Below are 21,666 nucleotides of genomic sequence, written 5' to 3'. Positions count from 1 at the left end.
CGCCATGGAATTCCTGTCACTTCTTGACCTCACTTTCTTTCTTCTTGCCGGATTCGGGGCGCTAGTCGGCATCATCTTCGGCGCCATTCCCGGCATGACCGCCACCATGGCGGTGGCGGTCTGCCTGCCGCTGACCTATGCCCTCGGTCTGCACCACGGCCTGGCACTGCTGCTCGGCCTCTACGTGGGCGGGATCTCCGGCGGTATGGTGCCGGCGGTGCTGCTCAACATCCCCGGCACACCTTCCTCGATCACCACCACCTTCGATGGTTACCCCATGGCTCAAAAGGGCGAAGGGGAGAAGGCGCTGCGGGTCTGCGTCGTCGCGTCGGTCGTCGGAGGGCTGATCAGCGCCGCCGTGCTCTTCTTGTTCGCGCCACTGTTGGCGGACTTCTCGATCAAGTTCTCCTATGTGGAGAAGTTCCTGATCATCCTGCTGGCATTGAGTGTCATTGCCTCGCTGTCGAGCAGCATGCTGATCGGCATCTTCAGCGGGGTCATCGGCATCTGGCTGAGTCTGATTGGCGACTACAGCATCTCCGATGGAGGGAACGGCAAGACCCGGTTGATGTTCGATTTCATGGAGCCCTACCTGTTCGAAGGTTTTTCGCTGTTACCGGTACTCATCGGCATCTTCGGTATCTCCACCATCCTGCTCGAGGCCGAGAAGGGTGTGAAGAGCGACACGACCAACAAGCGCATCAAGATCGGCAAGGGAGCTGGCTTCTCGCTTTCAATCTTCAAGGGTCGCCTGACCAATCTGGTGCGCTCGTCCTTTATCGGGACTTTCATCGGCATGCTGCCTGGGGTCGGCGGCAGCGCCGCCTCGGTGCTGGCCTATACCCAAGAGAAGAACCTGGCGCGGGATTCGTCGCAGATGGGCAAGGGTGCTCCGCAAGGGCTCATCGCCTCGGAGTCGGCCAACAATGCGCTGACGGGCGGCGCCTTGATTCCGCTACTGTCGCTCGGCATTCCCGGTGATTCCACCACGGCGGTGCTGATCGGGGCCTTCACCCTGCAGGGCATCCAGGTGGGGCCGCTGTTCATCCCGGAAAACCCCGAGACCTGGTACATCATGATGACGGCGCTGGTGTTCGCCAATATCGTGATGTTCTTCCTGATGTTCTATGCCATCAAGCACATCGCCAAGGTGGTGATGGTGCCCAAGCACATTCTCTATCCGATCATCGTGATGATGTGCGTGGTGGGGGCCTATGCCATCAATTACGGCATCATGTTCGACGTCTGGACCCTGTTGATCTTCGGCATCCTGGGTTACCTGGTCCAGAAGATCGGCCTGGAGGTCGCTCCGCTGATCATCGGTTTCATTCTGGGAAGTCAGGCAGAGGTCTACTTCGTCAAGAGCCTCGAGTCGTTCGGGACATTTTCCATCTTCTTCACCAAGAGCCCCATCGCGGTAGTGCTATGGGGGTTGATCATCGCCTCGGTGATGTTCTCGATCGTCATGGGTGTCAAGTCTCGCGCCAGGGAGAAGATGGAGCTGACCCAGATCACCGGCAGCACGCAAACCGCTTCAGGGAAGGGTCATGACTCAAACAGCCGCTAATGCCCGGGTGATTCGGGTGCACCCGAACGATAATGTCGCCATCGTGGTCGAGCGCGGTGGCCTCGCCGAAGGCACTGCCATCGCGGGCGGCGTCATTACTACGATGCCTATCCCGCAGGGCCACAAGGTGGCGCTGGTGGCGCTGGCCGAGGGCGACCGGGTGATTCGCTACGGCGAGGTCATCGGCACAACGGTGGCGGCTATCTCCCGTGGCGGGCACGTCAACGAGACCAATGTGCGCCTGCCCACGGCGCCAGCACTTGGCGAATTGCCCTTGGCCACTCGCGAGCCGCCCGCGGTAGAGGCGCTGGAAGGCTACACCTTCGAGGGGTTTCGCAACCCCGATGGCAGTGTCGGCACCAAGAACGTGCTCGGCATCACCACCAGCGTGCAGTGCGTGGCCGGTACCGTCGATTACGTGGTGCAGCGGATCAAGCGTGAGCTGCTGCCGCGCTTTCCCAACGTCGACGACGTGGTAGGCCTCAATCATTCCTATGGCTGCGGTGTGGCGATCAACGCGCCGGCTGCCGTGGTGCCGATTCGCACTCTCCGGAACATCGCCCTGAATCCCAACTTCGGCAACGAGGTGATGGTGATCGGGCTCGGCTGCGAGAAACTGCAGCCCTCCACCCTGATCGATGACAAACCGGTCAAGATCTACGAGAACACCGAAGCGGCGGATCCGGACGCCAACGTCTTGAGCCTCCAGGACGAATCCTTCCACGGCTTCGGCGAGATGGTTGAGGGCATCCTGGCCATGGCGGAGCGCCACCTGGAGCGTCTCGACCGGCGGCGTCGCGAGACTTGCCCGGTGTCCGAGCTGGCGGTCGGGATGCAGTGCGGCGGCAGCGACGCCTTCTCCGGCGTGACCGCCAACCCCGCGGTGGGCTTCGCCACCGACCTGATTGTGCGGGCTGGGGGCAGTGTGATGTTCTCCGAAGTCACCGAAGTACGTGACGCCATCCACCTGTTGACGCCGAGGGCAGTCGACCGCGAGGTGGGCCAGGCGCTGGTCGATCAGATGGCCTGGTACGACGACTACCTGGCCCAGGGTCAGGCGGACCGCAGCGCCAACCCCTCGCCCGGCAACAAGAAGGGCGGCCTCAGCAACGTGGTCGAGAAGGCGCTGGGGTCGGTGATCAAGTCCGGTAACTCACCCATCGTCGACGTCATCGGCCCCGGTGAGCGACTGCGTCGGCGAGGCCTGACCTTCGCCGCCACCCCGGCCAGCGACTTCATTTGCGGCACCCTGCAACTCGCCGCCGGCATGAACCTGCAGGTCTTCACCACCGGCCGTGGCACGCCCTACAACCTGTCCATGGCACCGGTCATCAAGGTGTCCAGTAACTCGACCCTGGGTCAGCGCTGGTTCGACCTGATCGATCTCGATGCGGGGCGCATCGCCACCGGCGAAGCCAGTATCGAGGACGTCGGCTGGGAACTCTTTCATCTGATCCTGGAGGTGGCCAGCGGCCGTCAGCGCGTCGCCGCCGAGCGCCTCGGCCTCTACAACGATCTGGTGCTGTTCAATCCGGCGCCGGTCACTTGATCGTCGCCGACACGACATTTTTTGCGAGGCAAGACCCATGTTTCCCAAGATCACCAAAATGAATATCGTGCCTGTCGCCGGCTACGACGGTTTCCTGCTGAACCTCAGCGGCGGCCACGCGCCCTGGTTCATCCGCTGCGTGCTGGTGCTGGAAGACGACTCGGGCAACCGCGGCGTCGGGGAGATCCCGTCCAGCGACGGCATCCTCAAGGGGCTCGAACAGTGCCGCTCGCTGATCGAGGGCGCCCGGGTCAACGAAGTGAAAAAGGTCCTGAGCCAGGCCCGTCACGTGCTCTCGCGCAACGGACCCGAAGAACGGGGTCGCCAGACCTTCGACCTGCGCGTGGCCGTGCACGTCGTCACCGCCATCGAGTCGGCGCTGTATGATCTCTTCGGTCAGGCGCTCGGCATGCCCGTGGCCGACCTGCTGGGTCAGTTCGGACGTCAGCGCGACGAGGTCGAAGCACTCGGCTACCTGTTCCTGCTCGGCGACCCGGACAAGACCGATCTGCCGTATCCGAAGACGACCGACCCGGTCGATGCCTGGGACGAGGTGCGCTACCGCGAGGCGATGACGCCGGATGCCGTGGCTAATCTGGCCAAGGCCGCCTTTGATCGCTACGGCTTCAAGGACTTCAAACTCAAGGGTGGCGTGCTGCCTGGCGAGGAAGAGGCCGACTGCATTCGCGCGCTGCACGAGGCCTTCCCCGAGGCGCGTCTGACGCTGGACCCCAATGGTGCCTGGGGTCTCGAAGAGGCGGTGCGGGTGCTGGAGCCGATCAAGGGGCTATTGAGCTATGCCGAGGACCCCTGTGGTCAGGAGGGCGGATTCTCGGGCCGCGAGACCATGGCTGAATTCAAGAAGCGCACCGGCCTTGCTACGGCTACCAACATGATCGCCACCGACTACAAGCAGCTCAAGCTGGCGGTTCAGCTCAACGCCGTGGACATCCCCCTGGCCGACTGCCACTTCTGGACCATGCAGGGCGCGGTCGCGGTAGGAGAGCTTTGCAACGAGTGGGGCATGACCTGGGGCTCGCACAGCAACAACCATTTCGACATCTCACTGGCGATGATGACGCATGTGGCAGCCGCTTGCCCCGGCGAGATCACGGCCATTGATACGCACTGGATCTGGCAAGACGGGCAACGCATTACCCAGGAACCGCTGACAATCCGCGATGGCCAGTTGACGGTCCCGACAACGCCTGGTCTGGGGGTTACGTTGGATGAGGATAAACTGATGGAAGCGCATCAGCTCTACCGGCAGCTGGATGTTGGTCAACGCGACGACGCTATGGCGATGCAGTTCCTGATACCCGGATGGTCTTTCGATCCGAAGCGGCCAGCCCTCGTCCGTTAGAGCTTTCAGGCGTATTCAGTGTCATGAGCGCTCCCTTGTGTAACAGCACTGGGGCTTGCCCCATCGGTTCTTCCCAGTGCGTCACGATCATGTTGGGTCAACAAGCGAGAGGCTCGTAATTAAAGTGATGCAGCCAAGATATATGAGCATTAAACTTTGGTCGTGATTATTGCAATGTTGCTTGTGAGACCGCGACTCGATCACTATCTTGACAGTTGTATGATGTATGACAGCAATGCACGGTCGATTGTTGTCCCTCCCCAGGCGAGACGGCGCAGCGAACCATGCCGTCGCCACCGCAGGCTACATTGACGCGCAGAAGAGGACAAACGGGTGAAATTTTCAGTAGATGAGGTGATACACGCCCTGGGGGATGGATTGCTCTCTTTTCCCATCACCGACTTTGACGAGCAGGGCAACTTCGATCCGGACAGCTACCGCCAGCGCCTGGCGTGGTTTATCAGCCATGACATTTCGGCCGTCTTCGTGGCGGGCGGCACCGGTGAGTTCTTCAACCTGACGCTCGAGGAATACCGTGAGATCGTCACCCTGGCGGTCGAGGTGGTGGACGGCAAGTTACCGGTGATTGCCAGCGCCGGCTTGAGCGTCGGCAGCGGCCAGGCGTTCGCCAAGGCCGCCGAAGAGGCGGGGGCCGACGGGATCCTGCTGATGCCGCCCTACCTGACTGAATGCCCGCAGGACGGGCTGGTCGAATACGCCCGGCAGATCTGCGATGCCACCTCGCTCAATGTCGTTTACTACAACCGCGGCAACGGCATTCTCGATGCCGCCTCCGTCGTGGAGCTTGCCGACCGCTGCACGAACCTGATCGCGCTCAAGGATGGCAAGGGCGACATGCAGGCGCTGAACAAGATCGTCAAGACGGTCGGCGATCGACTGGTCTATATCGGGGGCGTGCCCACCGCCGAAATCTTCGCCGAGGCGTACCTCTCCATCGGCGTCAACACCTATTCCTCGGCCGTGTTCAACTTCGTGCCCGACATGGCCGTCACCTTCTACCAGGCACTGCGCAAGGGCAACCGGGAAGCCGTCAAGCAGATCACCAACGACTTCTTCATTCCCTTCGTGGACCTCAGGGATCGGAAGGCCGGCTATGCCGTCAGCCTGATCAAGGCGGGTGCCGCGATCATCGGGCGTCCGGCGGGCAGCGTACGCGCCCCGTTGAGCATGCCCACTTCCGAAGAATGCCAGCAGCTCGAGACGCTGATTGGTAACGTAAAGCAGTAACCATAAACCGCTAAGTTCATCAAGAAAGGTAGACAAAAAAATGCAAACAAAGACAATTAAATCAGGTGCACTACTCTCCGCTAGCACCATTACCGCTTCAATGATGCTATTTGCCGCCCCCGTTCAGGCAGAGGATTGGAGAGGATGGAATATTCACCCGCCAGGTTATCCCAACACCGTTGCCTTGGAAGCCTTTGCCGAAGCGATTGAGGAAGACACGGAAGGCCGTGTGACTGCCCGAGTCTATAATAATGCCGTTCTTGGCGATCAACCAGACGCTATTGAACAGACTCGCAGCGGTGCATTGAATTTTGCTAACTTCAATATGGGACCTATGGGACCTATTGTGAAGGAAACAAACGTCCTTTCATTGCCCTTCATCTTTGATGATGTTGACCATATGCATCGTGTCATGGATGGCGAAATAGGCGAGCGCTTTGCTGACGCCTTGGCAGAGCAAAACCTAATTGCACTGTCTTGGTTCGATTCTGGAGCAAGAAGCCTTTACAACACTGAAAAGCCGATCAAGACGCCGGCAGATGTCGAAGGTCTCAAGATTCGTGTCATGAACAACGATCTTTACGTGGACATGATTGAATCTCTGGGCGGCAATGCTACGCCCATGGCCTATGGAGAGGTCTATCAAAGCTTGACGACTGGCGTGCTTGACGGCGCAGAAAATAACTATCCTTCCTTCGAGTCAAGCAACCATTATGAAGTTGTAGGTTATTACTCTTTGACCGAGCACCTGATCATTCCTGAATGCCTGTGTATCGCGAAATCCAGCTGGGAAGCGCTTTCAGAAGAAGACCAGGAAATAATCGAGGCGGCAGCCATTGAGGCCTCGGAAATGCAGCGTCAACTGTGGGTAGAAAGCTCTGAAGAGAGTAAGCAAAAAGTGCTGGATGCGGGAGTGGAAATCAATGAGGTCGAGGACAAGGCTGAGTTTCAGGAACTGATGCAGCCTGTCTATGACGACTTCATCGCGGAAAACCCCGAACTTGAGTCACTCATCGAGGATATTAGATCAGCCAGCTGACGCCTTCGTATAACCGTTCTCCCGGCGATGTCTTCGCCGGGAGACGAAAAGGAACCGGTATTGTGAATAGCTATACTGATACGTCAGAAAATGAGAAGGAAGCAGAGAAAGTTGGCACTATCGATATGATCCTCGACGGTGTGGCGATGCTTTGTTTATGGGCTGGCGGCATACTCCTTGTTATCCTGATTGCCATATTTGGATGGCTGGTTTTTGGACGATATATTCTTAACGATACGCCGACGTGGGTCGAGCAGGCCTCGCTGGTGATAGTTGTATATATCACATGTCTTGGAGCGGCAGCAGGAGTTCGTTATAACACCCATCTTAATATAGATTTTGTTCGTGAGGGGCTTCCGGGTCCTATAAGACGTGTTATGCATCATATTGCCGACCTCTTCATCCTATTGTTCGGCGGTTTTATGGCTCATCAGGGTTGGGGGCTGGTCATGACAAACCTTGAAAGGGCGATCCCCATGATCGGTCTATCAGAAAGCTGGCGTGCGGCGCCTCTAGTGCTATGTGGGCTGCTCATGGTCCTTTTCTCGGGTGCGAATATTCTAAAACGCATGTTCAGTCCGAACCAGTAGGAAGGAAATGGATATGGGGCTCATCATTCTTTTCGGCATTTTCTTTTTAGGGTTGGTTGTTGGCGCGCCAGTGGCATTTGCCGTCGGCCTGGCCGCCGTTGCAGCTTTCCTGTACGAAGGTTTGCCATTATTTGTTGCCTTTCAGCGATTGCTTTCAGGCATCTCGGTGTTTTCGTTGCTAGCGATTCCTTTCTTCATTTTTGCAGGCGAATTGATGCTGCATGGGGGAATATCAACTCGCCTGGTAAGGCTGGCTTCCGCCATGGTGGGTAGGGTCCGTGGCGGTCTGGGCATGGTGAATATCAGCTCCTCCATGCTGTTTGGCGGCATTTCTGGCTCTGCAGTTGCTGATACCTCCGCGTTGGGCTCCATATTGGTGCCCGTCATGAAAGAAAAGGGCTATGACGCTGACTATGCGGTCAACGTGACGGTGACATCGTCGGTCGCCGGAGTGGTGATTCCGCCGAGCCACAACATGATTCTTTATGCGGTGGCTGCCGGCGGTGGGATTTCGGTGACGCAACTTTTCATCGCAGGGATCGTACCCGGAATACTCATGTGCCTGGCCTTGGCGGTAGCCGCCTATGTGGTAGCCGTTAAGCGCGGGTATCAAGGCGAAGCATTCCCCGGCTGGCATGCGCTGGTGGTTAGCCTGGCCGCTGCCCTTCCGGGCCTGTTCACTGCGGTGATCATTGTCGGTGGGGTGCTGTCGGGCATATTGACGGTGACGGAGTCTGGAGCGTTCGGCGCTATTTATGCGATCGTTGTCACCGCCATCGTCTATCGAGAGTTGAGATGGGCATCCTTCAAGGCGGCCGTATTGCAGTCTGTCAAGACGACGTCCTTGGTCATGATTCTGGTGGGATGTGCTTCAGCATTCTCTTATTTATTGGCGCTTTACAACGTTCCTGAGATGTTGACGTCAGGGCTCATGTCGATTTCGGATCGCCCCTTGGTCATATTCCTCATGCTCAATCTCATCCTGCTGCTGTTGGGCATGATAATGGACATGGCAGCGCTGATATTGATCTGTACACCAATCTTTCTTCCTGTCGCCATGGAATTTGGCATGGACCCGATCCAGTTTGGGATCATCCTGATGATGAACCTGGGACTGGGTCTTTGCACGCCACCTGTAGGGGCCTGCCTCTTCGTTGGCTGCGTTATAGGAAAAATCAAGATTGAACATGCCGTACGCACGATTTGGCCTTTTTATCTTGCCCTTTTTGTTGCCTTGATGCTCGTGACTTACATCCCGGCCGTGTCTCTGACGTTGCCGCAGATGTTTGACTGATTTCAATAAAAAAGGATGGTCATTGATGAAGGTGGAATCTGTACACACGCATATTCTGGACCATGTGCTGGATACGACATTCGAAAGCGCTTCAATGCATTTTGCAAGGCGTCAGCATTGCCTGGTCGAGATCGTCTGCGACAACGGCTTGATCGGGTGGGGGGAGTGCCTGGGGCCGGCTAAGCCCAACGCTGCCGTCGTCGAAGCCTATGCGGCGGCGTTGGTCGGTCAGGATCCGCTGCAAACAGAAAGAATATGGCTTGAGCTTTACAACCGCCTGCGTGATCAAGGGCAGCGAGGCCTGACGGTTACCGCCTTGAGTGGCATCGATATTGCGCTCTGGGATATCAAGGGCAAGCATTTCGGAGCGTCGATCTCGATGTTACTGGGCGGGCGCTTTCGTGACAGCGTGCGTGCCTATGCCACCGGTTCCTTCCGGCGCGAAGGCGTCGATCGCGTCGAGGATATTTCGCGTGAAGTCGCGGGCTATCGGCAGCAGGGGTTTCATGCCGTAAAAATCAAGATCGGTTTCGATGTCGAGGAGGACCTGCGCGTCATCGAAGCGGTGCGCGAATCCATCGGGCCTGACATGCGCCTGATGATCGACGCCAACCATGGTTACGATTATCTGGAAGCGGTGGAAGTGGGCAGGCGTGCCGCGCACTTTGGCGTCGACTGGTTCGAGGAACCGGTACTGCCGGAGCATATTTCAGCCTATCGTGCCGTGCGCGCCGATCAACCGATCCCCGTGGCGGGAGGCGAAACCTGGCACGGTCGCTATGCCATGCTTGAACCGTTGTCGATCCGCGCCGTGGATATTCTGCAACCCGATATCTGCGGGGTAGGAGGCTTCACCGAGATCCGTCGTGTGGCCGACATGGCGGCCATGCACGGCGTACGCCTGGTGCCGCACGTCTGGGGCACGGCTGTGTGCCTGGCCGCTAGCCTGCAATTCATGGCCGCCATGCTGCCCAATCCACCTCGCCGTAACCCGATCGAACCAATACTCGAGTTCGATCGCACGGAGAATCCGTTCCGTCAGGCCGTCGTGCAAACGCCGATCGAACATGACCAGGGCGTGGTTCGCATCCCGGACGGTCCTGGCCTGGGTATCGAGATCAACCGCGACGCGTTGCGCCAGTTCGCTTTGAAGGAGACATGAGCGTGTCAGAGATCCCTGCCAATACCCGGCCGCTCGAAGGCCCGGCACCCAAGCTCAAGGCGCCGGCCGGGGCTACCGACTGCCATATTCACCTGTACCTGCCGGGGTACGAGGCCCAGCCCGGCGGTCCCAGGATTCCCGAACTGGCAACTGTGGCGGACTATCGTCGCTTTCAGAAGTGGCTTTGCCTGGATCGAGTGATTGTCACTCAGCCCAATGCCTACCAGCTGGACAACCGGGCACTGCTGGATGCTTTGACGCAGTTGGGTACGGATACGGCACGAGGTATCGCTGCCGTGGCGCCAGATACCCCCATCGATGAGCTACGCGACTGGCACGAAAAAGGCGTTCGCGGCGCGCGCATCATGAACCTGCCGGGCGGCGCGGTTACACATGCCGACATGCTCGCAGTGGAGCGGCGGATCCGGCCTTTGGGCTGGCACCTGATGGTGCAGTTCAATGGCCAGTATCTCGACGACTACCTGGATGGACTGCGGCGTATCGAGGGTGATTACATCATCGATCACATCGGTAAGTTCATGCCCCCGGTACCGGCTAGCGACCGCCGCGTCGACGAGATCCTGCGGCTGCTCGATCGCGGCAATGTCTGGTTCAAGATCTGTGCCGGTTATGAAGCCAGCCAGACTGGCGGTCCCGACTACGCGGATATCGGGGCGATCGCCAAACGAGTCATCGACCACGCGCCCGAGCGCATCATCTGGGGCAGCAACTGGCCGCACGTCGGTGTGCCGCGCGAACAGTACCCCGACGATACCGAGCAGCTCGACGTGTTACTCGACTGGGCACCTGAAGCATTGCACCGTCAGATCCTGGTGGATAATCCGGCGAATCTATACGGCTTCTAGTCGTCCTGCGCTGTTTTCGTGACTGGCGCACGGGCTTGGCGATGGCCGTGCGTTTCGAACATCAAAAAGGAGTGTTTTCATGTTGAACCGAATCCTGGTGACGGGAGCCGCCGGTGGCCTGGGGCAGGCCCTTCGTCCCCATCTGCCGCGACTGGCACGCCAAGTCAGGCTGTCGGACGTGGCTGAACTCGGTGAGGCTGCCGATCACGAGGAACTGGTCTACGCCGACCTGGCCGATGCCGGGGCTGTCCGTGGCCTGGTTGCCGATTGCGAGGGGGTCATTCACCTGGGCGGTATGTCGGTCGAGAAACCCTGGGAAGACATTCTCCAGGCTAACATCGTCGGCACCTACAACCTCTACGAGGCGGCCCGACAGCTGGGCAAGCCGCGTGTCGTTTTCGCCAGTTCCAACCACACCATCGGCTTCTACCCGCGCACCACGCGCATCGATACCGAGGTGCCGCATCGCCCCGATTCTCTGTATGGCGTCTCCAAGTGCTTCGGCGAAGATCTGGCGAGCCTCTACTTCCACAAGTTCGGTGTCGAGACACTGAGCGTGCGGATCGGATCCTGCTTCCCCAAGCCGGCCGATGCTCGCATGATGGCCACCTGGATGAGCGTCGAGGACTTCGTGAGCCTGCTTGAGCGTGCCTTCGTGGCGCCGAAACTGGGCAACACGGTGATTTATGGCGCCTCGGACAACCAGGAGACATGGTGGGACAACAGCAAGGTGGCCTTCCTCGGCTGGGTGCCCAGGGACAGCTCCGAACCATGGCGCGAGGAGATCGCACAGCAATCCATGCCGGCTCCCGATGATCTCGCCGTTGTCTATCAAGGCGGAAAGTTCGTCACCTTCGGTCATCCGGATGACGCTGGAGGTGGCGCATGATGCTTTGCAAACCAGCCGGGGGGCATATGGATGATCAAGTGAGGCTATCGCTCGATGAGGCCTGGGCACTTAGCGTTGCCATACTCGAGCAGCACGGTTTTTCTTCGGCACATGCCGCTGCCATCGCCCGAAGCGTGGTGGCGGCCCAGCGCGACGAGTGCCACTCGCATGGCCTGTATCGACTCCTCGATTGCGTTCGCACCGTCAGGCACGGCGGAGTTGACCCGTGCGCTATTCCCGAGGTGATCGACCAGGCGTCGGGCGTGGTGCGTGTCGATGCACGAGGAGGGTCTTCGCTGCTGGCCTTCGAGACTGGCCGGAAACATCTGATCGATAAGGCGCGTGCCAATGGAGTGGCGGTTCTTGCCGTCAACAACGCCTTTCACTTCTCGGCCTTGTGGCCCGAGGTAGAATCGCTGGCAGAGCAGGGACTGGTGGCGCTGGCGATGACACCGAGCCATGCCTATGTCGCACCAGCCGGGGGACAATCGCCGCTGTTGGGTACCAACCCTATCGCCTTCGCCTGGCCGCGGCCGGAGGGTCTGCCGTTCACCTTCGATTTCGCCACCAGTGTGGTGGCGCGCGGCGAGGTCGAACTCCACCGGCGGGCTGGGAAGAGGCTTCCGGAGGGTTGGGCGCTCGACGGCGAGGGACATCCGACGACCGACCCCGCAGCCGCGCTGGCGGGCGCGCTGCTGCCTTTCGGTGGTCACAAGGGGTCGGCCTTGTCGATCATGATCGAACTACTCGCCGGACCGCTGATCGGAGATCGCCTGGGTCACCAGACCCGGCCAGCAGACGGGAGCGGGGAGGGAGCACCTCAGCACGGTGAATTCATCCTGGCCATGGATCCACACGCTTTTCTTGGCGCGGATGCCGAGACACACTTGCGCCAGGCTGAGGCCTTATTCGAAGGGGTCATTGCGCAGGGCGCTCGTCTGCCGTCACAGCGTCGCCATGCCGCCAGGAAGCGAAGTCAGACCGAGGGGGTGACGATTCCTTCTGAGCTGTATGAGGAGCTGGTGCATCTCAAGGATAGCGACGGGGCCTAGGACGCTGCTCGCGATGATAGGGTGTTTTCCTATCTGATTCTTCGCAAGAAGCCGACCCTCGAGGCCATTCCTTAGTCGGCAGACATCAGGAATGGTTTCCCTTGCTCGACCCGTGCCTCCAGTCACCCTGGGGGCGTCCGTCTCTGCCATTAGGAACCTGACATGGCCACAACGTCACGACCCTCCCCACGCACCGGGGGGAAAGTGCTGGTTGACCAGCTGCTGACTCACGGCGCCGATAGTGGCTATTGCGTGCCCGGGGAAAGCTACCTGGAGGTACTGGATGCCCTCCACGATCAGCGCGAGCGTTTCACGCTCTACAACGCGCGGCACGAGGCCGGAGCGGCGAACATGGCCGAGGCCTATGGCAAGCTGACGGGGCGACCCGGTATCTGCCTGGTGACGCGTGGCCCAGGGGCTTGCCACGCCGCCATTGGCGTGCATATCGCGCAGCAGGACTCGACACCGATGATCCTACTGGTCGGTCAGGTCGACCGCGGTTCCATGGATCGGGAAGCGTTCCAGGAGATCGACTACCGGGTCATGTTCGCCGGGGTGGCCAAGTGGGTCGCCCAGATCGACGATGCCCGCCGGATTCCAGAATACATGGCGCGTGCCTTCCGGGTCGCCACCTCGGGCCGCCCGGGTCCGGTGGTACTGGCCTTGCCCGAGGACATGCTGACCGACGTCGTCGAGGTCGCTGACGCGCCGCCTTATGCGCCCTCGCGGCCGGGCGTCACCGTTGAAGAGATCGAGCGGATCGGCACCCTGGTATCGCGTGCCGAGCGCCCGATGATGCTGGTGGGCGGGTCGGGCTGGACAGATGAGGCCTGTGCACAGATCAGGACGTTCGCCGAGGCCAACGGGATGCCGGTGGCCTGTTCCTTCCGGCGCCAGGATATCCTCGACAACGCCTCGGATTGCTATGTGGGTGATTTCGGTACCGCCGTGGTGCCGTCGCTGATCAAGCGCCTGGGCGAGGCCGACCTGCTGCTGGTCGTCGGCGCCCGGCTCGGCGAGATGACCACCAAGACCTACACCACCCTGACCGCGCCCAACCCCACCCAGACGCTGATTCATGCGCATGTCGACCCGGACGAGATAGGCCGTGTCTTCAGCCCGGCGCTGGGCGTGGTCTCGGCGCCCGACAAGCTTGCCGCCGCGTTGGCGCCATGCGACTGGGAGCAGCGCCGCCGCTGGAACGAGTGGCGCAAGACGCTTCGCGATGAGTACCTTGCCGATATCCAGCCACCGGCGCACGACTATCCGCTCGACATGGGTGCGGCGATGCATGCGTTGCGCGACAGCCTGCCGAAGGATGCTATCGTCACCCTGGACGCCGGAAACCACACCGGGTGGGCGCAGCGTTTCCTGGCCTATCAGCGTCCCGGTCGGATCATCGGTTCGACCTGCGGCGCGATGGGCTATTCGGTGCCCGCCGCCGTAGCGGCGTCGTTGCGCGAGCCGGACAAGTGTGTGCTGGCGTTTGTCGGCGATGGCGGCTTCATGATGAGCGGCGTCGAAATTGCCACTGCCGTCCAGCATGGCGGGCGACCCATCGTGTTGCTGTTCAATAACGGTACCTACGGCACGATTCGCATGCATCAGGAGCGCGACCATCCGGGACGCGTCTCGGGGACCGACCTCGTCAATCCGGATTTCGGCCTGATGGCGGCCGGGCTCGGCGCGCATTTCGAGCGGGTCAGCGACACGGGCAGCGTCAAGCCGGCCCTGGAACGGGCCATGGCTTCGGGGCGTCCTGCCGTCATCGAGCTTATGACCGATCCCGAGCGGATTTCGACGCGCACCACCGTCTCGGCACTGCGCGACTCGGCACGGCGTTCCGCCTGACCGGTCGCGTTGCGGTAAAAAATGACCCGATATGCTATGCTGTATGACATCATACAGCGAAGCGCTGCATACATCATGAGAAGGATGTCAACATGGTGACGGATCTTGCTCGCATCAATGTGCGAAAGGTGCCACAACAGGGGAGCTTATCCGTTCATGTAGCGGATCAACTGGAATCCCTGATCACGCAGGGCAAGGTCGCGGTGGGTAACAAGCTACCGACCGAGAATAGCCTGTGCGAATCCTTTGGCGTCAGCCGTACGGTCATTCGTGAGGCGATCACCCACTTGAAGTCGTTGGGACTGGTCGAGACGCGCCGTGGTGTGGGCACGACGGTGCTGCGTGCGACCACCGAGGAGGCCAAGCCTGCCGAGCGCATCAACCCAACGACGGTCGAGGACATCCTGCACCTGCTCGAGCTGAGACTGACGCTCGAGCCCGCTGCCGCCGAGTTGGCGGCTTTACGTCACGACGACGAGGACCGTCGTGAACTTCTGAAACGCCATGAGGCTTTTGGAAGGGCTCACCTGGAGAAGTCCCAGGCGCGCAGTGAGGATTATGACTTTCATTTCGCCATCGCGCGGGCGACCAAGAATCCTTTCTTCAAGTCCTTTTACGAGCAGTGGAGCCAAAGCGTTATTCCGCGAGCCAAGCTGCTTAGTGTCGAAATCAACGCCACGTCCTCGGAGCGCTATCTGGAACGTGTTCATGAGGAACATACCTATATTCTCGAGGCGATCCTGTCGCGGGATGCCGAGGCCGCTCGTGAAACCATGTTTCAGCATCTCAATCGTTCGCGGAACATGTACGCCAAGTACCGGGACCAATGATTCGTAACGCGATCTATGCTCAAAGCTCGCGTACGTTGCTATTTTCTGCGCGATGGCGCTGAGGCTTTCTTTTCAACTCCCCTTCAGTGACACAGGAGTCTTCTATGTCAATTAACGGAACCATGCTCATTGGCCAGCAGGCCGTCAGCGGCCAGCAGGCCGAGATCCACGCCGTCAACCCGTCCACCGGCGAGAGGCTGGAACCGACCTATATGGGCGGCGGCAAGGCCGAGGTCGAGCAGGCCTGCGCACTGGCCGAGGCGGCCTTCGATACCTATCGCGAGACCTCGCTCGAGGAACGCGCGACCTTTTTGGAAACCATCGCCGCCGAGATCGAGGCGATCGGCGATGACCTGATCGAACGCGCCATGGCCGAGACCGGGCTGCCCCGCGCGCGCCTGGAAGGCGAGCGTGGCCGCACCTGTGGCCAGCTGCGGCTGTTCGCCAACGTCGTGCGGGCCGGCGAGTGGCTCGACCTGCGCATCGACCCGGCGCTGCCCGAGCGCGCGCCGATGCCGCGCGCCGACCTGCGCCAGCGCCATATCGCGCTGGGCCCGGTGGCGGTGTTCGGCGCCAGCAACTTCCCGCTGGCCTTTTCCGTCGCTGGCGGCGATACCGCCTCGGCACTCGCCGCCGGCTGCCCGGTGGTGGTCAAGGGCCATTCCGCCCACCCCGGCACTTCCGAGCTGGTCGGTCGCGCCGTGCAGGCCGCGGTGAGCCAGTGCGGGCTGCCCGAGGGCACCTTCTCGCTGCTGTTCGGCTCGGGCCGCGAGATCGGCCAGGCGCTGGTCGCCGACCCGCGCATCCAGGCGGTCGGCTTCACCGGCTCGCGCAGTGGCGGCACCGCGCTGGTGGCCACCGCCCAGGCGCGCCCGCAGCCGATCCCGGTCTACGCCGAGATGAGCTCGATCAACCCGGTGTTCCTGCTCCCCGAGGCGCTCGCGGCGCGCGCTGACACGATCGCCGAGGGCTTCGCCGCCTCGCTCAACATGGGCGCCGGGCAGTTCTGCACCAACCCCGGCCTGGTGATCGCGCGCCAGGGCCCTGAACTTGACGCCTTCGTCGCCGCCGCCGGCGAGGCGGTCCAGGGCAGCGCCGCCCAGACCATGCTCACCCCCGGCATCCACGACGCCTACGCGCAGGGCGTCGGCCGGCTGGCCGGCCATGCCAAGGTCAAGGAAGTGGCGCGCGGCCAGGTTGGCGAGACCGCCCACCCCTGCCAGGCCGGACTGTTCGTCACCCAGGCCGAGGCCTTCCTCAACGATCCCGCGCTGCAGGAGGAGGTCTTCGGCTCGACGGCGCTGGTGATCGCCTGTCAGGACGCGCAGGAGATGCAGCGGGTGGCCGCCGAGCTCGAAGGCCAGCTCACCATCACCCTGCAGATGGACGACGGCGACCTTGACGCCGCCCGCCAGCTGCTGCCGACGCTGGAGCGCAAGGCGGGTCGTATTCTGGCCAACGGCTGGCCGACCGGGGTGGAAGTCTGCCACGCCATGGTCCACGGCGGGCCGTATCCGGCGACCTCCGACAGCCGCACCACCTCGGTGGGCAGCGCAGCGATCTTCCGCTTCCTGCGCCCGGTGTGTTACCAGGCGCTGCCGGCGGGCCTGCTGCCCGAGGCGCTGCAGGACGCCAATCCGCTGGGCGTGAGCCGCCTGGTCGATGGCCAGCGCGAAGGCTAAGGCTAGACAAGACACGTGACGCAGACGAGGGGTCGGCCGGGAGGCCGGCCCCTTTTTGCTGGCGCCGGAGGAAAGCGATCATTCCAGGATCGTTGGGGTTTAGATCAGTTGGGCGAGCTTGAGCAGGAAGATGCCCAGGCTTACCGTTGCCATGCTGCCGAAGGTGCTGATGACGATAATATTGGCGGCCAGTTGTTCGTTGCCGCCGACGGCTTTTGCCATGACATAACTGATCGCGGCGCCAGGACTGGCAAGAAACAGGAACAGGATACCAAGCTCGGCGTCACGAAAGCCCAGCGGCAGGGCCAGGATGACCCCGAGCGCCGGCATTCCGATAATCTTCCACAGGCTCGCTTCCAGCGCCTGACCGCGTGTCTGGCTGACGGCCTTGAGGGTAAGGCTTCCGCCGATACAGATCAGTGCCAGCGGCAATGATAGCGAGCCGAAGTATTCCCCCGAGGTCATCAGCCAGGCCGGTAGCGTAATGCCGAAATAAGCCACCGGGATCGCTGCCAGGATACTGATGATGAGGGGATTGACGGCAAGCTCGCGGAAAATGGAGACGAGGTTGGAGCTTGCGGTGGGACTGTAGAGCGCGAGAATGATCGCCGAAAGTACCAGGTTCAGTACGATGACACCGCCGGCCATGATGCCACCCAGCGACAAGCCGTAGTCGCCGTACATGCTGGCCGCCAGCGCCAAGCCGACAATCCCGCAATTGCCGCGAAAGGCGCCCTGAACGAAGACACCGCGATCGAGGCGAGGACTGCGCCAAAGGGTCCATGCCCAGATCAGCAAAAAGCACAGTGTCGTGACCGCCAGATAATACACGATCAGGCCGGGTTGCAGGGCGCTTGCCAGGTCTGCCTTGATAATGCTCAGAAACAGCAGTGTCGGCATGGTGGCCTTGAACACGAGGCTTGACGCCGTGTTGATGAAAGGCATGTCAATCCAGCCGATGCGCTTGAGCAGGATGCCGATCATGACCATGGAGAACACCGGCAGGGTGACTTCCAGGGTGCCGAAGAAGACATCAATCGGGCCCATCAGCGGGCCAGCCACAAACCAACCACCAGGGCGGTGAGGGTTGTGGCGAAGAACAAGGCGTTACGCAGGCGGGTGTCGCGGGGCGGCTTGGTCACGAGCTCTCCTGGCGTTGTCTCGTCGACAGGTGTTAAAACGAGTGTTTGCTTCTCATGGAAGAGGCGTTAACGATGGTAAACTCGTTAGTCTGCTACCGCTAGTCAGGATACCACCATGCACGAACACACGACTCAGCGCGACACTCTGGTTTTCGCCCATGCCAACGGGTTTCCTGGCATCAGCTACCGAAGCTTCCTGGCCCCCTTGGAAGCGCGATTCGCCCTGCACCCGCTGGATCGTCTGGGGCATCACCCCGATTTTCCGGTCGGACACAACTGGTACTCGTTGCGCGACGAGTTGCTGGAGCACTTGACCCATATCGAGACCCCGGTGATCGGCGTGGGTCACTCGATGGGTGGAGTGCTCATGGCCATGGCGGCCGAGCAGGCTCCCGAGCGGTTTCGTTGCGTGGTGATGCTGGACCCGCCGCTGATGCTCGGCCCGGATGCCTTGGCCGTGAAGCTTGCCAAGCTGCTGGGGTTTGTCGACCGCGTCACGCCGGCGGGAAAGAGCCAGGGTCGGCGCATCATCTGGCCGGACCGCGACGCCATGGCGCACTACCTGCGTCGCCGGGGGCTCTTCCGACGTTTTACTGAGTCGGCACTGCAGGATTACATCGAGGGCGGCACCCGGATTCTCGAGGATGGTCGGGTGACGTTGACCTACGATCCCCAGGTCGAAGTGAATATCTTTCGCCATTTGCCGGACCACCTGGGCACGCTGCCGCGGCGCTTGAGGGTGCCGGCAGGAGTGCTGGCCGGTACGCAGTCTGATCTGCTGACCCCGCGCCGACGCAAGCGGCTTGTCCGCCATGGCATCGAGGTCCAGGAAGTACCGGGAAGCCATATGTTCCCCATGGAAAACCCCGACGAGACCCGTCAGGCCTTGCTGGCCATGCTGCATACCCTGCTGGATGACCGAACATGATGGAGCCGCGTTCCCTGCGAATCGCCGAAGGCCGCCTGGCTGCGTTGAGCTGGGGCGACGCCAATGCGCCTGTCTGGCTAGCGCTTCATGGCTGGCTTGATAACGCGGCGAGCTTCACGCGCTTGGCGCCACCCTTGGTCGAGCGGCTCGGCATTCGCGTGGTCGCCATCGATTTTGCCGGCCACGGCCTCTCGCAACCGCTCGCCGGGGAGAGTGACTATGCGCTCTGGGATTACTGCCATGATCTGCTCGACGCATGCGATTCGCTGCAGATCGACCAGGCGACCCTACTGGCCCACTCGCTGGGTGCCGGAGTCTCTTGTCTGGTGGCCGCAGCACTTCCCGAGCGCGTGGCACGCTTGATGCTGATCGATGGATTAGGCGTACTGACCACCGAGGCCAGAGAGGCGCATCAGCAACTGCGCAAGGGACTATTAGGTCATCGGCGCTCCAGATCCCCAGCACCGCGCTATCCTGATAGTGAGACGGCAGTAGCCGCTCGGGTGGCCGGTGGTGTGACGCCCATCGATGCGCATACCGCCGAGCCGATGGTCAGACGCAACCTGGCGCCCGACGAAGGCAACAAACTGCGGCTGCGTACCGATGGTCGACTGTTGCGCCCTTCACCGGTGCGGTTCTGTCCCGAGCAGTCACTGGCCATGTTGGCGGCCATTCGATGCCCGGTGCTGCTGGTCGAGGGTGAGGATGGCATTCTCGGCGAGCGCGACATGGCCAGACGGGCCCGCGCCGCGGTGGCGGAGCTCGAGCGCCGGGTGCTGCCGGGCGGCCATCATCTGCATCTGGAGTCTGGCGCTGTCGGGCGCGTGGTCGAGACGCTGGTGGCCTGGCAATCAGCGCAATGAGCAGGAGGTCGTAGCCATGAGCCCGCAGCCTAGCAACTCCTTCGACCAGGGCAAGCGGGTGGCGCTGGTGCTCGGCAGTGGCGGGGCGCGCGGCTATGCGCATATCGGGGTGATTGCTGAGCTCGAGGCGAGAGGATACGAGATCGTGGCGATCTCCGGCTGTTCGATGGGGGCGCTGATCGGCGGTATCTATGCGGCAGGCAAGCTACAGGGCTATTGCGACTGGGTCCGCCGTCTCGATTATCTCGATGTGCTCAGGCTGGTCGACGTGACCTGGAGTCCGATGGGTGCGATGCGTGGCAGCAAGGTAATGAGCAAACTCGAGTCACTGATCGGTGACACGCGCATCGAGGATCTCCCGATCCCGTTTACTACCGTGGCTACCGACCTCAACCGTCAGCGAGAGGTATGGTTTCAGAGTGGTTCCCTGCTCGAGGCGATCCGCGCCTCCATCGCCGTGCCTGGGGTTATCACACCGGTCCACCGCGGCGACCAGGTACTGGTCGATGGCGGCCTGCTCAACCCGCTGCCGATCACGCCGACGGTATCGGCAAATGCCGATTTCGTGCTGGCGGTCAATGTCACCGCGCACAGCCCGCGCCCCATTTCGCTTGAGGAGCTGTTGCCGGCGCCGCCCGGCGAGTCGGCGCCGGACACCCCGGCAGCAACTAACGAGATTGCCAATAGCCCACAGTTGTCTGGCTGGATCGATGACGTCAAGGGGGCGGCCCGGCGGATGCTCGATGGGTTTGGCAGTGGCGCCAACGAGGAAGACGATACCGATGAGCGCTCGCGTGGCAGGCGCGCCTGGGGCCGGCTCGACATGATCCTGGCATCGTTCGACATTACCCAGGCATCGCTTGCCAAGTACAAGATCGCGGGCTACCCACCGGACGTGCTGATCGAGGTGCCCAAGACGGTATGCGGGGCCTACGAGTTTCATCGTGCCGAGTCGCTGATCACGCTCGGACGTCACTTGGCTGTCGAGGCGCTGGACCGCTTCGAGGGGCGTGTCCCGAGCGGCTGGGGCAGCCGTGCCATCACCGCAGGGCCGGGCGACGTGGCGGCGCGTAACAGAGCAAATACCAAGGGTAAGAGCAAAGCCAAGCTTAAGCAGTGAGCCGAGTCGGAGTCAGGCGTTGTTACCTTGACGCCTCAGCAGGACGTAGACGGCTCCCGTGCCACCGTCGCTATCCGTGGCGGAGCAGAAGGCCAGCACGCTCGGCCATTCGCGAAGCCAGGTGTTCACATGACTCTTGATCACCGGATAGTTGCTGGTGGTGCCCCAGGCCTTGCCATGCACGACGAGCACGCAGCGACGCCGCCTGGTAGCCATCTCGCGCAGGAAACTTTCCAATTCGCTTCGCGCCTCTTCGAGCGTATAGCCATGCAGGTCGAGGCCTTCTTCCCAGGCGATGCGGCCGCGCTTTAATTGCTGGCGCGTCCGCCAGGGCAGGTCGGGTAGGGAAAAATCGAGAAACTCGGCGGGACGCACCGCCTCCACCCGGCCGTCGGACGTGCGCCCTGCCTGGTAGTCGTCTCCCTGGGCGATGGCGGCCGCGCGGCGTTCGGCGACCGAGGGACGGGGCCGACGTGGTCGCCCCGGATCGGCGCGATCGCTTTCTATCGGACGCACACCGGCCTCGCGCAGGGCCTGACGGAAGGCGTCGATATCGGCGTCGTCAGGGTGGTGGCGGTGTCGGCTCATTGGCGTCTCATGGCAAAAAATCAGTGAGTCAGTATAACCAGCC

At 61.4% G+C, this 21,666-nt stretch carries 19 protein-coding genes; 17 read left to right on the top strand and 2 right to left on the bottom strand.

Annotated elements, in window-relative coordinates; all coding sequences use genetic code 11:
• Positions 1–4 precede the first annotated feature (4 nt).
• The 14 genes from BM341_RS08565 to BM341_RS08500 all read left to right on the top strand — a co-directional run bounded on the left by BM341_RS08565 (position 5) and on the right by BM341_RS08500 (position 16,982).
• Positions 5–1,567 (top strand): tripartite tricarboxylate transporter permease, encoded by a 1,563-nt coding sequence (locus BM341_RS08565; protein WP_245784224.1) that lies wholly within the window; start codon positions 5–7, stop codon positions 1,565–1,567.
• Positions 1,548–3,116: a galactarate dehydratase gene (gene garD, locus BM341_RS08560; protein WP_089794922.1), complete on the top strand. Its 1,569-nt coding sequence runs from the start codon at positions 1,548–1,550 to the stop codon at positions 3,114–3,116. Before BM341_RS08565 ends, garD begins: the two co-directional genes overlap by 20 nt.
• A gap of 37 nt (positions 3,117–3,153) precedes the next feature.
• Positions 3,154–4,479: an enolase C-terminal domain-like protein gene (locus BM341_RS08555; protein WP_089794920.1), complete on the top strand. Its 1,326-nt coding sequence runs from the start codon at positions 3,154–3,156 to the stop codon at positions 4,477–4,479.
• 333 nt (positions 4,480–4,812) lie between these two features.
• On the top strand, positions 4,813–5,727 hold the full coding sequence (gene kdgD, locus BM341_RS08550) for a 5-dehydro-4-deoxyglucarate dehydratase (protein WP_089794918.1): 915 nt from the start codon (positions 4,813–4,815) through the stop codon (positions 5,725–5,727).
• Between the two features lie 40 nt (positions 5,728–5,767).
• Positions 5,768–6,766 (top strand): TRAP transporter substrate-binding protein, encoded by a 999-nt coding sequence (locus BM341_RS08545; RefSeq protein ID WP_089794916.1) that lies wholly within the window; start codon positions 5,768–5,770, stop codon positions 6,764–6,766.
• Positions 6,767–6,828: 62 nt separating this feature from the next.
• Positions 6,829–7,356, top strand: a complete 528-nt coding sequence (locus BM341_RS08540; protein WP_245784223.1) for a TRAP transporter small permease — start codon at positions 6,829–6,831, stop codon at positions 7,354–7,356.
• A 13-nt stretch (positions 7,357–7,369) separates the two neighbouring features.
• A complete protein-coding gene (locus tag BM341_RS08535) occupies positions 7,370–8,650 on the top strand; it encodes a TRAP transporter large permease (RefSeq protein WP_089794914.1) in 1,281 nt (426 codons plus the stop codon).
• Positions 8,651–8,675: 25 nt separating this feature from the next.
• Positions 8,676–9,812: a mandelate racemase/muconate lactonizing enzyme family protein gene (locus BM341_RS08530; RefSeq protein ID WP_089794913.1), complete on the top strand. Its 1,137-nt coding sequence runs from the start codon at positions 8,676–8,678 to the stop codon at positions 9,810–9,812.
• Positions 9,809–10,678: an amidohydrolase family protein gene (locus tag BM341_RS08525; protein ID WP_217646194.1), complete on the top strand. Its 870-nt coding sequence runs from the start codon at positions 9,809–9,811 to the stop codon at positions 10,676–10,678. The genes BM341_RS08530 and BM341_RS08525 overlap by 4 nt, the downstream gene beginning before the upstream one ends.
• Positions 10,679–10,757: 79 nt before the next feature.
• Positions 10,758–11,567 carry an NAD-dependent epimerase/dehydratase family protein gene (locus BM341_RS08520; RefSeq protein WP_089794909.1) on the top strand — a complete coding sequence of 270 codons (810 nt, stop codon included), beginning with the start codon at positions 10,758–10,760 and terminating at the stop codon, positions 11,565–11,567.
• Complete coding sequence (locus BM341_RS08515; protein WP_281246492.1) at positions 11,564–12,619, top strand: Ldh family oxidoreductase; 1,056 nt, start codon at positions 11,564–11,566, stop codon at positions 12,617–12,619. The genes BM341_RS08520 and BM341_RS08515 overlap by 4 nt, the downstream gene beginning before the upstream one ends.
• 162 nt (positions 12,620–12,781) lie before the next feature.
• A complete protein-coding gene (locus tag BM341_RS08510; RefSeq protein WP_089794907.1) occupies positions 12,782–14,470 on the top strand; it encodes a thiamine pyrophosphate-binding protein in 1,689 nt (562 codons plus the stop codon).
• Positions 14,471–14,562: 92 nt separating this feature from the next.
• On the top strand, positions 14,563–15,300 hold the full coding sequence (locus tag BM341_RS08505) for a FadR/GntR family transcriptional regulator (RefSeq protein ID WP_089794905.1): 738 nt from the start codon (positions 14,563–14,565) through the stop codon (positions 15,298–15,300).
• Positions 15,301–15,404: 104 nt separating this feature from the next.
• Positions 15,405–16,982 carry an aldehyde dehydrogenase (NADP(+)) gene (locus BM341_RS08500; protein ID WP_089794903.1) on the top strand — a complete coding sequence of 526 codons (1,578 nt, stop codon included), beginning with the start codon at positions 15,405–15,407 and terminating at the stop codon, positions 16,980–16,982.
• A 99-nt stretch (positions 16,983–17,081) separates the two neighbouring features.
• Here BM341_RS08500 and BM341_RS08495 read toward each other — a convergent pair whose 3' ends face one another.
• On the bottom strand, positions 17,082–18,029 hold the full coding sequence (locus tag BM341_RS08495; RefSeq protein ID WP_089795216.1) for an AEC family transporter: 948 nt from the start codon (positions 18,027–18,029) through the stop codon (positions 17,082–17,084).
• 210 nt (positions 18,030–18,239) lie between these two features.
• Between BM341_RS08495 and BM341_RS08490 the strand changes: the two genes are divergently transcribed.
• Genes BM341_RS08490 through BM341_RS08480 form a run of 3 tightly spaced genes read left to right on the top strand, consistent with a single transcriptional unit; the run spans position 18,240 to position 21,035 of the window.
• Positions 18,240–19,052 (top strand): alpha/beta fold hydrolase, encoded by an 813-nt coding sequence (locus tag BM341_RS08490; protein ID WP_089794901.1) that lies wholly within the window; start codon positions 18,240–18,242, stop codon positions 19,050–19,052.
• Positions 19,049–19,915, top strand: coding sequence for an alpha/beta hydrolase (locus tag BM341_RS08485; protein WP_089794899.1), 867 nt, complete (start codon positions 19,049–19,051; stop codon positions 19,913–19,915). The genes BM341_RS08490 and BM341_RS08485 overlap by 4 nt, the downstream gene beginning before the upstream one ends.
• A gap of 16 nt (positions 19,916–19,931) precedes the next feature.
• Complete coding sequence (locus tag BM341_RS08480) at positions 19,932–21,035, top strand: patatin-like phospholipase family protein (RefSeq protein ID WP_089794896.1); 1,104 nt, start codon at positions 19,932–19,934, stop codon at positions 21,033–21,035.
• A 12-nt stretch (positions 21,036–21,047) separates the two neighbouring features.
• On the opposite strand, the gene BM341_RS08475 is transcribed toward BM341_RS08480, so the two are convergent.
• The gene (locus BM341_RS08475; RefSeq protein WP_089794894.1) at positions 21,048–21,623 is read right to left on the bottom strand and encodes a Smr/MutS family protein; all 576 of its coding nucleotides are present in this window, start codon (positions 21,621–21,623) and stop codon (positions 21,048–21,050) included.
• Positions 21,624–21,666: the final 43 nt, after the last annotated feature.

Origin of the sequence: Halomonas korlensis, from assembly GCF_900116705.1 — a bacterium.
GTDB classification, from domain to species: Bacteria; Pseudomonadota; Gammaproteobacteria; order Pseudomonadales; family Halomonadaceae; genus Halomonas; species Halomonas korlensis.
This window is presented reverse-complemented; position numbering and strand designations above follow the sequence as displayed.

Bases quoted from the DNA above. Each gene is read 5' to 3' on its own strand.
- BM341_RS08485 (WP_089794899.1), top strand. From the start codon at position 19,049: ATGATGGAGCCGCGTTCCCTGCGAATCGCCGAAGGCCGCCTGGCTGCG.
- BM341_RS08520 (WP_089794909.1), top strand. From the start codon at position 10,758: ATGTTGAACCGAATCCTGGTGACGGGAGCCGCCGGTGGCCTGGGGCAG.
- BM341_RS08565 (WP_245784224.1), top strand. From the start codon at position 5: ATGGAATTCCTGTCACTTCTTGACCTCACTTTCTTTCTTCTTGCCGGA.
- BM341_RS08500 (WP_089794903.1), top strand. From the start codon at position 15,405: ATGTCAATTAACGGAACCATGCTCATTGGCCAGCAGGCCGTCAGCGGC.
- BM341_RS08490 (WP_089794901.1), top strand. From the start codon at position 18,240: ATGCACGAACACACGACTCAGCGCGACACTCTGGTTTTCGCCCATGCC.
- BM341_RS08475 (WP_089794894.1), bottom strand. From the start codon at position 21,623: ATGAGCCGACACCGCCACCACCCTGACGACGCCGATATCGACGCCTTC.
- BM341_RS08545 (WP_089794916.1), top strand. From the start codon at position 5,768: ATGCAAACAAAGACAATTAAATCAGGTGCACTACTCTCCGCTAGCACC.
- BM341_RS08480 (WP_089794896.1), top strand. From the start codon at position 19,932: ATGAGCCCGCAGCCTAGCAACTCCTTCGACCAGGGCAAGCGGGTGGCG.
- BM341_RS08555 (WP_089794920.1), top strand. From the start codon at position 3,154: ATGTTTCCCAAGATCACCAAAATGAATATCGTGCCTGTCGCCGGCTAC.
- BM341_RS08525 (WP_217646194.1), top strand. From the start codon at position 9,809: ATGAGCGTGTCAGAGATCCCTGCCAATACCCGGCCGCTCGAAGGCCCG.
- BM341_RS08535 (WP_089794914.1), top strand. From the start codon at position 7,370: ATGGGGCTCATCATTCTTTTCGGCATTTTCTTTTTAGGGTTGGTTGTT.
- BM341_RS08510 (WP_089794907.1), top strand. From the start codon at position 12,782: ATGGCCACAACGTCACGACCCTCCCCACGCACCGGGGGGAAAGTGCTG.
- BM341_RS08495 (WP_089795216.1), bottom strand. From the start codon at position 18,029: ATGGGCCCGATTGATGTCTTCTTCGGCACCCTGGAAGTCACCCTGCCG.
- BM341_RS08515 (WP_281246492.1), top strand. From the start codon at position 11,564: ATGATGCTTTGCAAACCAGCCGGGGGGCATATGGATGATCAAGTGAGG.
- BM341_RS08530 (WP_089794913.1), top strand. From the start codon at position 8,676: ATGAAGGTGGAATCTGTACACACGCATATTCTGGACCATGTGCTGGAT.
- garD (WP_089794922.1), top strand. From the start codon at position 1,548: ATGACTCAAACAGCCGCTAATGCCCGGGTGATTCGGGTGCACCCGAAC.
- BM341_RS08505 (WP_089794905.1), top strand. From the start codon at position 14,563: ATGGTGACGGATCTTGCTCGCATCAATGTGCGAAAGGTGCCACAACAG.